The sequence below is a fragment of the Candidatus Zymogenaceae bacterium genome, from assembly GCA_016931225.1.
Taxonomy (GTDB): Bacteria; Desulfobacterota; Zymogenia; order Zymogenales; family Zymogenaceae; genus JAFGFE01.
In genome coordinates this window covers 1-14,135 of the sequence record JAFGFE010000011.1, presented here as the reverse complement: position 1 = coordinate 14,135, position 14,135 = coordinate 1, and the positions used below count along the sequence as shown (strand labels likewise).

At 52.7% G+C, this 14,135-nt stretch carries 14 protein-coding genes; 7 read left to right on the top strand and 7 right to left on the bottom strand.

Features of this window, described 5'->3' with window-relative positions:
- Positions 1-158: 158 nt before the first annotated feature.
- The 5 genes from JW885_04855 to JW885_04835 form a co-directional block, all read right to left on the bottom strand.
- A complete protein-coding gene (locus JW885_04855; GenBank protein MBN1881483.1) occupies positions 159-3,281 on the bottom strand; it encodes a PAS domain S-box protein in 3,123 nt (1,040 codons plus the stop codon).
- Positions 3,282-3,943: 662 nt separating this feature from the next.
- A complete protein-coding gene (locus JW885_04850) occupies positions 3,944-4,153 on the bottom strand; it encodes a dodecin domain-containing protein (GenBank protein MBN1881482.1) in 210 nt (69 codons plus the stop codon).
- 162 nt (positions 4,154-4,315) lie between these two features.
- The gene (locus JW885_04845; protein ID MBN1881481.1) at positions 4,316-5,206 is read right to left on the bottom strand and encodes an alpha/beta hydrolase; all 891 of its coding nucleotides are present in this window, start codon (positions 5,204-5,206) and stop codon (positions 4,316-4,318) included.
- 60 nt (positions 5,207-5,266) lie between these two features.
- Entirely contained in the window at positions 5,267-5,632 is a 366-nt protein-coding gene (locus JW885_04840) for a metallopeptidase family protein (protein ID MBN1881480.1), read from the bottom strand.
- Positions 5,629-6,357 (bottom strand): ChbG/HpnK family deacetylase, encoded by a 729-nt coding sequence (locus JW885_04835; protein ID MBN1881479.1) that lies wholly within the window; start codon positions 6,355-6,357, stop codon positions 5,629-5,631. Before JW885_04835 ends, JW885_04840 begins: the two co-directional genes overlap by 4 nt.
- Positions 6,358-6,628: 271 nt before the next feature.
- Here JW885_04835 and JW885_04830 point away from each other — a divergent pair, with 271 nt between their 5' ends.
- Together JW885_04830 and JW885_04825 are read left to right on the top strand one after the other, a co-directional pair.
- The gene (locus JW885_04830) at positions 6,629-7,438 is read left to right on the top strand and encodes a metallophosphoesterase (protein MBN1881478.1); all 810 of its coding nucleotides are present in this window, start codon (positions 6,629-6,631) and stop codon (positions 7,436-7,438) included.
- Positions 7,435-8,235: a YmdB family metallophosphoesterase gene (locus JW885_04825; GenBank protein MBN1881477.1), complete on the top strand. Its 801-nt coding sequence runs from the start codon at positions 7,435-7,437 to the stop codon at positions 8,233-8,235. The genes JW885_04830 and JW885_04825 overlap by 4 nt, the downstream gene beginning before the upstream one ends.
- 80 nt (positions 8,236-8,315) lie before the next feature.
- Here JW885_04825 and JW885_04820 read toward each other — a convergent pair whose 3' ends face one another.
- On the bottom strand, positions 8,316-9,323 hold the full coding sequence (locus JW885_04820; GenBank protein ID MBN1881476.1) for a nucleotidyltransferase family protein: 1,008 nt from the start codon (positions 9,321-9,323) through the stop codon (positions 8,316-8,318).
- Positions 9,324-9,591: 268 nt separating this feature from the next.
- On the opposite strand from JW885_04820, the gene JW885_04815 reads away from it, so the two are divergent.
- From JW885_04815 to JW885_04795, 5 genes are all read left to right on the top strand, one after another.
- Positions 9,592-10,677 carry a Gfo/Idh/MocA family oxidoreductase gene (locus tag JW885_04815; GenBank protein MBN1881475.1) on the top strand — a complete coding sequence of 362 codons (1,086 nt, stop codon included), beginning with the start codon at positions 9,592-9,594 and terminating at the stop codon, positions 10,675-10,677.
- 11 nt (positions 10,678-10,688) lie between these two features.
- Positions 10,689-11,669, top strand: coding sequence for a hypothetical protein (locus tag JW885_04810; protein ID MBN1881474.1), 981 nt, complete (start codon positions 10,689-10,691; stop codon positions 11,667-11,669).
- A gap of 7 nt (positions 11,670-11,676) precedes the next feature.
- On the top strand, positions 11,677-12,573 hold the full coding sequence (locus JW885_04805; protein MBN1881473.1) for a CoA pyrophosphatase: 897 nt from the start codon (positions 11,677-11,679) through the stop codon (positions 12,571-12,573).
- A 153-nt stretch (positions 12,574-12,726) separates the two neighbouring features.
- The gene (locus JW885_04800; GenBank protein ID MBN1881472.1) at positions 12,727-13,269 is read left to right on the top strand and encodes a permease; all 543 of its coding nucleotides are present in this window, start codon (positions 12,727-12,729) and stop codon (positions 13,267-13,269) included.
- Positions 13,270-13,290: 21 nt separating this feature from the next.
- Positions 13,291-13,785, top strand: a complete 495-nt coding sequence (locus JW885_04795) for a hypothetical protein (protein ID MBN1881471.1) — start codon at positions 13,291-13,293, stop codon at positions 13,783-13,785.
- A 12-nt stretch (positions 13,786-13,797) separates the two neighbouring features.
- On the opposite strand, the gene JW885_04790 is transcribed toward JW885_04795, so the two are convergent.
- Complete coding sequence (locus JW885_04790) at positions 13,798-14,028, bottom strand: hypothetical protein (protein ID MBN1881470.1); 231 nt, start codon at positions 14,026-14,028, stop codon at positions 13,798-13,800.
- Positions 14,029-14,135: the final 107 nt, after the last annotated feature.

Below are 14,135 nucleotides of genomic sequence, written 5' to 3'. Positions count from 1 at the left end.
ATTACTCCTCAAACAGTATACAGATCACATCATAAATACTTGTATTTACTGGTGCTTTCTAAACTAAATAAAGCTCTTCCAGAACTGAACCAAATTATCTAAAAAATGTTACGTGAAAAAGTTACGATCTTCCTCAAACTCTCGGACTAATTTACTGATTAATCCAGTATTTTTCTGATATCCTCAAGAAGTTCGGATACCAGAAATGGTTTTGGACGAAAACCGGCAGCTCCATCATCAAGCAGCTTTACTCGCAACTTTGGGTTCACATATCCGCTTACAAAGAGAACTTTTACGTTACCATTAATCTTCTTAAGTTCTTGAAATACTTCCTCTCCGTTTATGTCCGGCATTTTAATATCAAGAATCACCAATTTAATCCGTTCTTGATGCTCTTTAAAAGCCTCGATGCCCGTTCGTCCTGAATTGGAGGTAATAAGCTTATAGCCGGCATCTTCAAGAGCATCCTTCATGGTGGATAACACAATACTTTCATCGTCGATAACAAGTATGGTTTCCGTGCCGCCTTTCAGAAAAACACTTCTCTTTTTTCTGATTTTTTCTTTCTTTTGGGATGCCGGTAGATACACAGCAATTTCTGTACCCACCTCAGGTGTGGTTTCTATATGTATTAAACCTCCATGGCCCTCAACAATACCGTATACAACACTCATCCCGAGTCCCGTTCCACCACTGTTCTCCTTAGTCGTGAAATAGGGCTCAAAAATCCTTCTCTGGGTATCATCGTCCATGCCGATACCGGTATCTGTGATTCTCAGGCAGATAGCTTGTCCCATTATCTTGCATAATCGGCCCTGTTTTATATTTTCAGGTATATTCTCCATTGAAGTCTCTATCTTCAATACACCGCCCCGCGGCATTGCCTGTTGGGCATTCATTGCAAGATTCATGACAACCTGGTTCAACTGTGATTCATCGCCCTCTACGGTCTTGAGATCTTCGGCGGTCGTTATCTTGATTCGAATATTTTTTTCAAATGTTTTTGATATGAGCTCGTATACTTCTCTAACAACTCGATTGAGATCTATCGGTTTGACCTGCTTTTCTTGATGTCGCGTATAGGTTAACAGTTGAGTTGTTAGATCGGAAGCCCTAAGTGCTGATGACTCGATATTGTTTAGTCCCTTGAATAAAGGATCAGTCTCGTCCACCTTTGTTTTCAGGTAGGAGGCATATCCAAGAATAGCCACCAAGAGATTATTAAAATCGTGGGCGACACCCCCGGCCAGCGTGGCGACGGTTTCCATTCTCTGTACTTGGTGCAGCTGTTTTTCTATTCTCTTGTATTCGGTCAGGTCCGTGATGGAAACGAGAACTCTTGAATAGGTATCTTCGTGCCCGGGAGCAGTTGTCCATCGAATGGCAATATCCATGATGTCGCCATCCAGTGTCATATTTACCGTTTCACCATCAAAAAAGGTCTTGCCCTCCGCAATGGCTAACAACTCCTCCCTCGCAAAAGCATACGCATCCTCGTGAAAGACATTATGGAGCCCTCTGAAAAACTCCTTTTTGTCTTTTGCCTTGTACATCCTGACGGTCGTATTATTAATATTCAATACCCTTACCATCTCAAAGCATGAATTCACTTCTTCAGGATGTTCTTCAAAATGTTCTCGAAAATTAGATATTCCAGATGCCCTGAGGTTATCAATATGCTTTTTTACTTCTGAGAAGTCCTCAACCCAGAGGGATATTGGGGATTCCTCAAAAAGTGTCAGATACTCCATCTGCGATTTGATGAGGGCCTGCTCAGCGTTTTTCCGCTCGCTTATGTCTCTGACAACCGCCAGTATACGATCTACACCGCCGATGGAACCCTTTTTGAGATTCACCTCGACCCATAATAATTCACCTTTTTTTGTTTTTGCGCGCCATTCAAAAAGCTGTGGCCCTTCGGTATCAGCTCTATGAATCCATTCAAGAGATTCTTTGCTCGTGTATGGCGGAGTCCCGGCACTGATGTCTTCCACCGTGAGTGCCAGGGCTTCTTTGTAAGAGTATCCAAAAATCTCACACATCGCAGGATTGACGTCGAAAATTTCGCCGGTATTCGCATCGTGCACAAAAATGGCTTCGTTTGTAGCATTAAAGATTTCACGGTAATTTCTTTCAGAAGCAATCAACTCTTCTTCTGATTTCTTCTTTTCAGTTATATCTTCAGAAAACCAGATAATTTGTGCCACTTCTTTGTTTTCGTTTTTCTGTGGTATGTAATGGAGCCTGATCCAGCACAAATCACCATCGGGTCGGTATATACGATATTCAACATCAAAACTGACGGAATATCTTTCGATGAATAGCTTTACAACTCGATCCTGGTCCTCCTTGTGGATCATGTCAAACCACTTCTGCGGATTTTCATATTGGTATTCAACTGAGTACCCGTAGATCCGTTCATATGCGGGATTTAGATATATGATTTTTTGAGACTCCAGGGAGTATAAACCGAGCGCCAGGGGCAGGGATTCGGCCAGTGTCTTGAAATTTTGCTCGCTCTCACGTAATTGATGCTCTACCGTTTTTTGTTCCGACACATTCCGAGCTACGGCGATGATCATCTGTTCATCTGTCATTGGCAACGAGTTCCAAGACAGCCAACGATAACTCCCGTCTCTGCATTGATATCTGTTTTCGAAGGTAAATACTAATTGTCCGTCCTGGAGCGAATCCGCGGCGGATATTGTGCTTGCCCGGTCATCGGGGTGTACAAATTCAATAAATGGTTTGCTCATCAATTCCTTCTCAGACCATCCGAGAACAAGGGCCCAGGTCGGGTTCAGGAGCTTAAAGTATCCATCGAATCCTGCAATACAAAGGAAATCAAGTGAAAGGTTAAAGAGAAGATTCTTTCCCTTATTAAGGTCGGAATTATCGGTAATATCATCTGCTATACAAAAAACGCCACTGATATCTCCCGCATGATTTTTCATTAAAGAGTTTTTCCATAAAAGAAGCCGCTTATCTTCATCCTTCCTGACCACATAATTTTCTACTCTTTCTGGAAGCTCTATCTTACCCGAAAGTACATCAAAAAATGCCTGCCTTATAATCTTGCCCTCAGTTTCCGGAAGACAGGTCAGAAACCAGTCTTTTCCGAGGATTTCATTCCTGTTCCTCTGTAATATCTCTTCCCCTTTTCGGTTGATGAACGCTGTCTTTCCTTTATCGTCGATTATAAGTATGAGAGCATTCGCAGCGTCGAGGGCAGACTGAATATCCTTACTCGAGATGGAATCTGGATATGATGTCATTTGCATTAATATTCTCTATACTTGAGATAAGAAAAGGCGCAAGCACACTTTTTTTCTACATTATTATACCCCTTAATAGCATAGATACAGAATTTTTAGTGAAATTCTTTCTAAATTTGTCATATTTACACACAGACAATACGGCATAGTCTCTTGATTATAAAGTATGGCTAATTGATTTATTGTTTCATCTTAGTGATGAATTTATCTAAGGGTGTTTGCATATCTACAAAAAACACTGGGGTGTTTAGAATGAAAGCATGCTCGATCAAATGAGGATTCGGTTACGCCTGGTACTCCGAGAACTCGAGTTCCCCAGATATACGGCATTGCATACATTCCAACGGACATTCGCCAGTCGAGCAGTAGCCAAAAGAGTATCTCCTTCAGTTTTAAAAAGAGATCCTCGGACATTCCAGTTTCGAGACGACACAACGATACTACGTGCATGTAATGGGAAAAAGGGTAGACAATGCCGTCCGTTCAATGGAGTTCAAAAGTCCTCTTGTTTCAGGAGAGGAACCGTCCCAAATAATTACCTTTCCAAAACCGAAGAAACAGGTCGAATAGTTGACCTGTTTCCTCAGTTTTGGTTCAGTTTTTGGTTCAGTTCTTAGTCGAATCTATAACCATCTATTATGATTCGTTTTCTGTTTCTTTTTTCAATATCATTCTTCCAGCAGGAAGATGATATCCATATTGACACGATACTCCTCGATCTCATCGTCTTGCACGTGAATACGAAATTCCTTGACCTTCACGCCGACGATGTTGCGAAGCGTCTTGGTGGCCCGCTTCAGCCCCTTTTTTACGGCATCGTCAAAGCTGACGGTGGAGCCGGCGATGACCTCGGAAACTCTCGCCACTCGTTCACTCATACAATACCTCCTTTAAAAGCTCGATAATGACAACATATTTTTGCACGATTGCATCCGTATTCCATAGATAACCCCGCCCGGTACAGATCACGGGCTTCTCACGGCAATTCATTATAAAGGAATGCCGACAACCTTGTAAACAAAGTTTTTTTGCCTTCTCCCTCAGTCCTTTTTCACGTCCATCGTCTTCTCGATAAAATCATGTACGGCCGCCGTCACCTCGTCGCCCTCGTCCCCCAGTGCTCTGTTGACGGTGATGTGGTTCTTTTCCAGCGCGTGGTAGAGCGTCACGTCACCGCCCACATTCGTGAGGCGATCCGCCAGAAGCTCCGCCTGGACACAAGACTCCTCACGATCCCGGACGTATATGATGAGAAACGGGGGCGGCGATTCATCGTCCTCCACGTGAAGCATTGGCGATGCGTCCCGCCAGACTTGGGGTTCGTCGGTGAACGGAGGCAAGAAATGCTTTTCATACAACCTCCCGGCTCCGGAGAGGAGCAGGGGAATATCATAACCCGCACCGTCCAGGAGGATCACCCCCGAAATGATATCCGGGCCCAGTCCCTCGACCGCGAGCCTTCGTTCGTCCAACGTCGCCAGGGCCGCCAGGTGCGCCCCCGCCGAATGGCCCATCAGGAAGAATCGATCCGGATCGCCGCCGTATTCATCGATATTACGATACACCCACGCAACGGCACGGGCCACGTCCTGGATATGCACCGGATGTATCACCTCGGGGGAGAGCCGGTAGTTCACGCTGACGAAGACAAATCCGTTTTCCGTGAAATAGACCGCCTTGTCGCCGACGCGCGTTTTATCCCCGATCTGCCATGAGCCGCCGTGAATGAACACCACCACGGGAGACGGCCCATCCGCTTTCGGTGTGTAGACATCCAGGCTCACCAGATTTTCATCGCACCCGTCGCACCCGCCGTAGACGATATCCGGGTAAAAAATATACTCGGCGCCGGGGGATGCGGTCGCCACGGCCAGAATAAGCACGATGAGCACCGCGCATAGGGGCGGAACGCCGGCTTTCACTTCCCGCACACACATATCACACACCCTTTCTTAAAAAGGAATAAAAGCACCCGTGCGTATCGTGCCATGTCAGGTGTACTCGGCAAGCTCCTCTTCGCTCATACCGAAGTAATGGCCGATCTCGTGCAGCAGCGTCGCCCGAATCTGTTCCACCAGCTCCCGTTCAGTCCGGGCCACACGCTCAATGTTCTCCTGGTACAAGACGATCTCCGACGGCATGACGGGCCCCGCATGAAACGAGCTGACATGACCGAAGGGGAGACCCCGGAACAGCCCCAGGAGGCTTCTGCGATCTTTTAATCCCACCGACGCCAGGTCCTCGCGATTCGGGTACGGTTCCACGGTGATGACCAGGTTATCAAGGCGCCGGGAAAATTCCTCGGGGAGCTCCGAAAGAGCCATGGTGACATATTGCATGAATGGTCTCGACCTCATAATACCGTCTCCTCGCACTCCACCGACCGATAATACGCACCCCAGGAGAGGAGCTTCACCAGATCGAGCTCGTATATATCACCGGTTCCCTCCCGCGGGTGCACCACGATCTCGGTCGTACCCGGCTTCAGCGCCGGGGGGAAAAAACGGAAGAGCGTTATGAAGTATCGATCGGTGTGGGCAAGATGCATCCGCTCCAACTTTTCTTTCATCCGATCCAACTGCGTCTGCGGCATCGGTATGTCGGAATGGGTAAAGAGTGGATCGATTGGGGAAAACCGTACCGACGAAAAACCGTACTCACTCGCCAGCTCCGTGAAGTCGAAAAAGACCTCAGGGACGAAATGAACGTGGTTGTGGGAATTGAGAAATGTGGGCGGAAACCCCAGCCCGAGAAACTCCTCGATTTCCACCCTCGACGCCTCCAGCACCTTTTGAATCAGCCGGGCATCCCCGAGCCGCTCTCCTGCCTTTGGGTGATGCGCCCCCATCCAGAACTCTTCCGTCAACCCGAAGATATCCTCCACATCCACGTGAAGCCCCACCGTCACATCCGTCCACGTCTGTGCGATTTTCACCGCCTCCCGGGACGCCGGACGTTTCAGCATGAGTGATACGTGATCCAGCACCCCCGCATTGACGGCGCGCGCCACCCCCCGGTTTGAGGCATCGGTTATGCCGAAATCATCGGCTACGACGACATAGCGATATGTTTCCCTGCTCATCAAATTATAGTATCCGAGGGGAGTACGGCCTGTCAAGGCGAATGGAAATCCTCCCGGTAAAACGACCGGAAAAATTGCTCTGATGGCTCAACTGTCGCCCGTGACGCTTGCACATACCTGTACGTCTGTGATATAACCGGATAATCGCTCCAACCGGGACGGGAGCCTCTCAATTTGAGGGTGCTCTCGAATCGTATATCGAGGTATTTTTCGTATCGATGCACGGCAAAAGGTGCATTCACACATCCCCGGACGCGAAGGGAACAACCATATGCGAAATGGAGAAATCGTCCTCGCCGCAGATATTCACGGCGCCTACGAAGACCTCGCCCGGGCGCTTCACCCCGACGACACCCTGATCATCGCCGGGGACACTCTCACCTTCATGGACTTTGAAGATTTTTCCAAGGCCATCCTCTCTGCGGCCTTCACACCCGAGGAGCTTGCCGCAGGCATCAAGGAAATGGTCACCGGCAACCTGGATCTGATCCGGGAGGCGTTCAGGGAGATCACCACCCCCGGAGAGGAAAAGTATCAGCGAATGCTCCCCAGGATAACGGCAGAATATGAGGCGCTGGCTGCCATCCTCCCCGAGGAGAACTACATCATCTACGGCAACGACGACTACCCGGCCGTCATGAAAGAGATGCTCGACGGAGCAGGCCGGATTGTGGAGAGCGGGGTCGTCAGGCTTTCAGGTCGAACGATCGGGATGGTTTCGGGCCTCCCTTCGGGCCCTCGCACCATCGGCTTTCCGGGAGAAATCACTCAGGATGAATACAAAAGAAGGATCGAGTCGCTGGGACCGGTGGACGTCATCGTCACCCACGTCCCGCCGGTGGACGATGATCTGACTTTTGACGTGATCCCCAAGCGAAACGAATCATCAAGTACGGCCCTCTTGGAATATATCCTCACCCACCGGCCGTCTTACGCCTTTTTCGGCCACGTGCACAATCCACGGATTCAACAAAAACGGATCGGCGATACCGAGGCGATAAACCTCGGATTCTTCAAGAAGCGAAAAATCGTTACCAGGCTTCATCTTGAAACCATGAGCATCCGGGAAGTGGAGATATGAAGATTCTCATCACCGGCGTCATCGTCGGCTCGACCGGAAGGAAGGCCCTGGCCCGATATCTGGAATACTTGTCTGAGAAAGACGAGAAGCCGGATTTTGTGGTGGCGAACGGCAACTTCGCCGCCGGAGGCATTGGCCTGTCGGAGGACGCCTCCCGGGAGATGTTTGACGCCGGGGTGGATGTGATTACCACCGGTGAGAACGTGTGGGACCAAAAGACCCTTCAGGATATCATCGACACCCAGCCCCGTATCCTCAGGCCCTGCAACCTGCCGGAAAACAGCCCCGGGAAAGGGACCGTGGTGGTGCCCGCGGGACCGGGCGGCGTCCCGGTGGGTGTCATCAACCTCTCCGGCTATTCCTTCATCCAGCGGATACTCCCGGATAACCCGTTTCCGATGATCCGCGGCATTATCGATACCATCAGGAGCGAGGCGCGGATTATCATCGTGGATTTTTTCTCCATCCCCAGCGCGGAGAAGGCGGCTATGCGGCATTTCATCGACGGCGAGGTGACGGCCCTCATCGGCACCGGCACCCTGGTGATGACCGCCGATGAATCCGTCACGAAGCTGGGTACCGCGACGATCACCGACATAGGCCTTGTGGGGGCGTACGATTCGGTGGCCGGATTTGAAATTCAAAAGGAGATCATGCGCTTCACCACCGGTATGAAGGTCTTCTCAAAACCCGCCGTGGGCGCGGCGATCGTCAATGGAGTTATCATCGAGATCGACGAAACCGACGGCGCCGCCCGATCGATCCTCCCCATCAGGCACATGATGCCTCGCGGCTGATCACATAAAAAAATCACACAAAAAACAGCGGGGAGCTCTCACCGCTTCCCCGCTGTTTTTTTTCGTGTATCGATGGGGCCTTATGTCTCTTTCACATTCTTCTCGGAGAGTCGTCTCTGATAGGCCGCCCAGTCTTCGAAATTTTCCCTGATCGCCTCAAACTCCGCCTCGTTGTCGATATCCAAGGCGCCGCCTCCATAGTGGGTTTCCACGGTCTTGAAACGGGTCCCCAGGATGATCCCTATCAACCGCTCGACGTCCGAAAGGTGTATCAGCCGCCGAAACAGGTTTGTCAGTGGATATAATCCCTTCGACGTAAAGGACATGCACATCTGAAACAATGCAAAATAATAAAGGGCCTTATAACTCCCCTTCTCGGTACGGAGTATCTCCACAACCAGTTTGATAATGTCCTTCCACTCCCTCTGGTGGCGATATTCATACATCTTCTCGATGTATATTTTGTTTCTGAGCCTCAGCAGCGCCCCGAAATGCATATTGTTCTGGCGGTAATTCTCCTCTTTGAAATGAAAGTATGCATGCCTGATGCCCTTTCTCTTCTTCCTGCGATCCGGGTAATAGTGGTGGAGGGTTTCGTCGCTGGTAATTCCGGCCTGGTAGTCATATGTGTCCGGCTCGACGCCCTCCAGGAATTCGTCGATCTCATAGGGGGTCAATAGCGGCATGTCACAGGAAAGGGCCAGTACCTTTTTATCCGCAAAGGGCGTGTTGAGATAGCTGTCCGGATCGGTCCCGACGGTATGTCCGGGTATCGTGGAGAGATACCCTTTCAGTGCATTTTCGATCAGGTTGTTCCACTGCTCGAGGATCACCACGTTCCCGCCTCCGGTCAAGGACGAATCACCCGCCAGGGCGCTTTCGAGACGATCCTTCGGTCCGACGATGTAGATATCTCGGATATGGCGGGAATTCTTGAGTGCTTCGATAATATATCCAATGGTCGGCCGGCCCTTGATGGTAAGAAGCGCCTTGTTCTCATTAAAAACTTCTCGGCTTCCCTTCCCATCACCCGCCAGGATCAATGCGTCGTAGGTGGTATACAGATCTGTTTTTCCGTCGTCGGCCATATTCGTCCGAAGTCTTGTGTCTCTTCGGGAATATATAGCAAAGGGTAATAAAAAAGTCAACCATTTCCGGTCACTTCGCCATGAATCGAAGTCCCTTTCACCCCCGACGGATCAGCTGCATGCGGGCGACGGAGGTGTCTTTCCCACTACCCACGGTCTCTTTTCCTTGTGAGGTCAGTCATTTTGTGGTAAATTTATATGGATACGGAGGATAGATTCTATCCCCCCTTTTTTTTCATCCACCTGACGGCAGCGTGGAGCAGAATCAATGACGGACGTGACAATCGGCATCATCGGCGGGGGACTTCTGGGCACCGCCCACGCCCTGTGCCTCAAGGGTATCGGGGACTCGGGCCTGATAGACCTGGATGTCCGCTCGGTGTACGACCCGGACATCACGAAGGCGGAAAACCTGGTGACGTATATGGGGGTCGATCGCATCGCCTCATCTGCCCGGGAAATCATGGAAGACACACGCATAGACGCGGTGTTCATCGCCACACCCACGGCCTTTCATAAGGATCTGGTTATAGAGGCGGCCCGGAACAATAAGCACATCTTCTGCGAAAAACCGCTGTATATCGATCTTGAGGGGGCGTGTGAGATGTCCCGGGCGGTGAGTGACGCCGGCGTGACGGGGGGCGTGGGGTTGGTGCTTCGCCATTCCCCCACATACTCGTACATGCGATCGATCATCGAGGAATCGGACACCGGTTCACCCATCCTCATCGCCATGCGGGACGACCAGGTCCTTCCCGTCCGCGGGGTGCACGACTCCCGCTGGCGGGTGGAGACCGCCGTCGCCGGGGGCGGAACCGTTATCGAGCACAGCATCCACGATCTGGACATCCTGACCTCCTTTTTCGGCGCTCCCCATATCGACCGGGCGCTCCTTCGCTACCGGACGGGTCATCGGGGAATCGAGGATTACGCCCGGGTGAACATGCGGTTTCAAAACGGCGCCGAGGGGGTATTGATGTCGATCTGGCACGACATGGTCACCCGGGTCTCCAACCGCAGGCTGGAGGTCGTCTTCGAGCGGCTCTTTCTGGGCACCGATCACGACTTCATCGGCCCGGTGGAGGTCACTCGGGGAGACGACGAGAAGTGTTTCACGGGCGAGAGAGAGGTCCTCGCCCGCTTTCTGGACATGCAGTCTTTTTCCGACCCGAAGGCTAAAGGCTTTTTCGAGGCCCAGGATTATCGGTCCATCGGCTCCTATGTCATGGAGGACTACCGATTCCTCGAGGCGGTGTGTGAAAAAAAACCGTACTCCCCCGGTTTCGAGGACGCCGTGGCCGCCCACCGTCTGGTGGACGAGATTTACAAAACCGCAGAACGCATCGAATCATGAGGATAAAAAAGATGAAAAATCGCCGACCGAGAAAGGCTCAAACGAACGAACGCTCATCCATCCCCGGCGGACGGATTGTTTTCTCTCTGTGCATGTACGCCGTGCTGTCGCTTTTTGCCGCGGGCGTTCCATCAATTGCGTCGGCCCTGGACGAGCCGATCGCGGCGTCCCCGGAGCCGATTCTTCTCACGGTCCTCCCCGCCCCCAAGGAATACGCCCTGAAGCACCTGGCCCTGATGAATCCCGGGGACCTTTCGGATCTGGGAGTCATGGACGGCGCCGTGATAGAACTTTGCATCGAGTCGGATATCCCGAACGAGACATGTGTTCGGGTCAGGGCGCTGCCCACCGCCGGGGTCAACCGGGGGACGATACTCCTCGACTCGTTCGAGGCCGATACCCTGGGCGTGGAAGCGAAAAAAAAATATACATTCTTCATCACTGCCACGGATTCATCCCGTCTCGATTACGACTACTTCCCCCTCTATCCCGGCTTTTCCTGGTTCCTCCAGGGATTCGACACCCCCGGCGACACCTATACCGTCATCGCCCGGGAGGGGAACCGGGTGACCGTTCGCCTGGAATCGGTTCCCTACACGCCGGAAAAAACCAAGAACCTCGATCCGGTGGTGTCCGAGGTGTTTTATTACGTGGACGAAACCGGGGTCTGGCGGGACGAATTAGGAGAGAGGCTCTATCTCCTGAAATTCCCCCTGGCCGAAGGCGCCTCGTGGGAGACGTTCGATCTCATCATGGGATACCCGGCGACGGCCGAGATCGTCGACATGAACTACTCCATCACCCAGAGGGGAAAGACCTTCGATGAGTGCGTCGTGGTCGTCCTGACCGGCACCTTCGATCTCGACGCCCCCGATACACTTCACACGCTGGAGATGGCGTTCGCCCCGGATGTGGGACTTCTGTACCACGAACCGGGGGAGCGGTGGGCCTTTTCAAACGACCTGACGCTCCAGCGCCGATGGAAGGAATAGCCGGAATATGTCCCTCATTACCGTCGATCCAAATAGTATAAAAAATCCCCGCACATTCGCCGATCTGATCGTCCGGCGGCTGGGCGAGCATCCCCATGACTTCATAGAGAAACAGAACACCATCAGCGAGGAGTCGAAAAAAGGGGTGCGGTTCGCCACGTCCGGCGTCTTGATGCTGCTCCGATACAACGAATCGGGCGACTGCGATATCGTACTCACCAAGCGCTCGCCCCATGTGGTTCAGCCCGGAGACCTCTGCTTTCCCGGCGGGCACCTCTCCCGGCGGGATCACCGGCACGGCGCCCTGGTCTCCTGGGGGCTGTCCCCCCTGGTGCGGGGGCGGGGCCTTTCCGTGGGCCGACGTGTGTCGGGACGGCGCGGCTTTCGCATCGCCGCGGATTATCTGGTCACGGCCCTGAGGGAGGCATGGGAGGAAACCGGCCTCCCATATAGGAGCGTCCGTTATCTGGGATCGCTTCCCGCCTACGGCCTCACCTCCTTTCGCCGGGTCATCTACCCCTCGGTGGGCCTTCTTACGGGACGCTGGCCGGTCGCCATCAACTGGGAGGTGGATCGGCTGGTCTACGCCGGGCTCGACGCCTTCCTGGACGAGCGGAACTATCACTGGATCGACTTCGCCGTCCCCGACGACATCAGGAAGGCCTCGGGCCGGGACCAGTGGCGGTTTCCGGCGCTGACCATCGACGACCACGACGGCCGGGAGATACTCTGGGGCGCCACATTTCACGTCATCCTGAGCTTCCTCTACATCGTGCTGGGGCTTACCTTCCCGGACATCCCGAAGGACCGCCTGGTCACAAAAGAGATCCCGGAGAACTACTTCACCGGCGGATTTAAAAAGAGTCTCACAGAAGGATTCAAGCGACAGCAGGAGGAATCGTAGCGGCATCTCCCCCGCCGCCTTTCGATACGGATTTCCCATTGACACCGGCACCGGGAATGGATACTATCGACCCGAAAAGCCGGTCGATGCAAAAACGCACCCCCGGCACATCGACAAGAGAGACCAAACCACATCGCACCGCACGTGATCGGCATGAATAAACCACAGAAAAAAGGAAGATCGCCCATGCTTATACCCACGATCATTATGGGTGTTCTGGCCATCGTCCTTCTGGCCGTCGGATACTTCCGGGGCGAGGGCGAACACATAGGCGGCGTCACCAGCGGGATGAAGCTGTTTCTGGAGATCACCCCGCTTCTCATCTTCGCCTTCATCATGGCCGGCATGATCCAGGAATTGGTCCCTGCGGAGACGGTGGCGAGATGGGTGGGGGGGGAATCCGGGTTCCGGGGAATCATCATCGGCACCCTGGCCGGGGCCGTCACCCCCGGCGGGCCGTACGTGAGCATGCCCATCGCTGCGGGGCTGTTGCGCTCCGGGGCGGGCATCGGCACCATGGTGGCCTATCTCACTGCCTGGTCGGTGTGGGCCATCTCCCGCATGCCCATGGAAATCGGCATGATGGGATGGAAATACACGCTCATTCGCTTCGCCTGCTCGTTTTTCTTCCCCCCCATTGCCGGGGCGTTGGCTCAGTTCCTCTTTAGCGGGGTGAAGCTCGATGTCTTCGGATAACGGAAAGGATACGATTTGCCCATGAAATCGATTATAAGAAAACTTCTTTTCATGATCACGATGCCGGCAGTGCTTTTTCTGCTCGCCTGTCCCGGGGAACGCGCCGGCGGCGGAGAAGATGCGGCAAAGGCCCTTATCTTCGACAGCGGCGGGGCGTATCACATTCAGGGACTGGGCGCATGGCGGGCACTGCTCACGGGAGACGGTGTTTTGAGCATCTCCCATGAGACGGCCGGGGACGTTGTCGATTACGGGGACTTCACCCTCACAAACGATGAGGCGGCGCGCCTCTGGGACGCGGTGACGGCGCTGGATATCCCCTCCATGTCCCCGGAGGACCGCCCCGGCGTACCGGACGAGGTGCGGTATACCTTTATCCTTGAGGACGGGGAAAACACCCATGACGTTTCGGTCTGGATCAACGACGCCCGGGACATGCCCGGCATGGATGAATTCCTGACTCTGCTTTCCGACCTGATAGAAACATACACCGGCGAGAAACCGGTGCTGAGGTGAGGGGTTATTTGATTAGGAATCTGATGCTTTAAAGTCCACGCCCGCCTTGATGGCCTTTTCCTTGAGGTAGTTGACAAAGGCGGACGCCGCCACCAGCATGAAACTTGCGTCCTCTTTATTAACATCTGAACCTTCACCAAAAAAACCATGCCTGATGCCGCCTTCGTCGCTCGTCCAGCCGTAGATTTTATCGAATCCCTCTTTCAATGCTTGGTGAAGATCAATTATTTTATCCTTCTCCATTTTTTCAAGAGCCTTCGATAATGTGCGGTAGTCACGAGTTGTGTTGACAGTTTGCCTTCCTGCAAGACGGTTCTACTATACTACGCTACGCTTTCCTCGGCTACCGT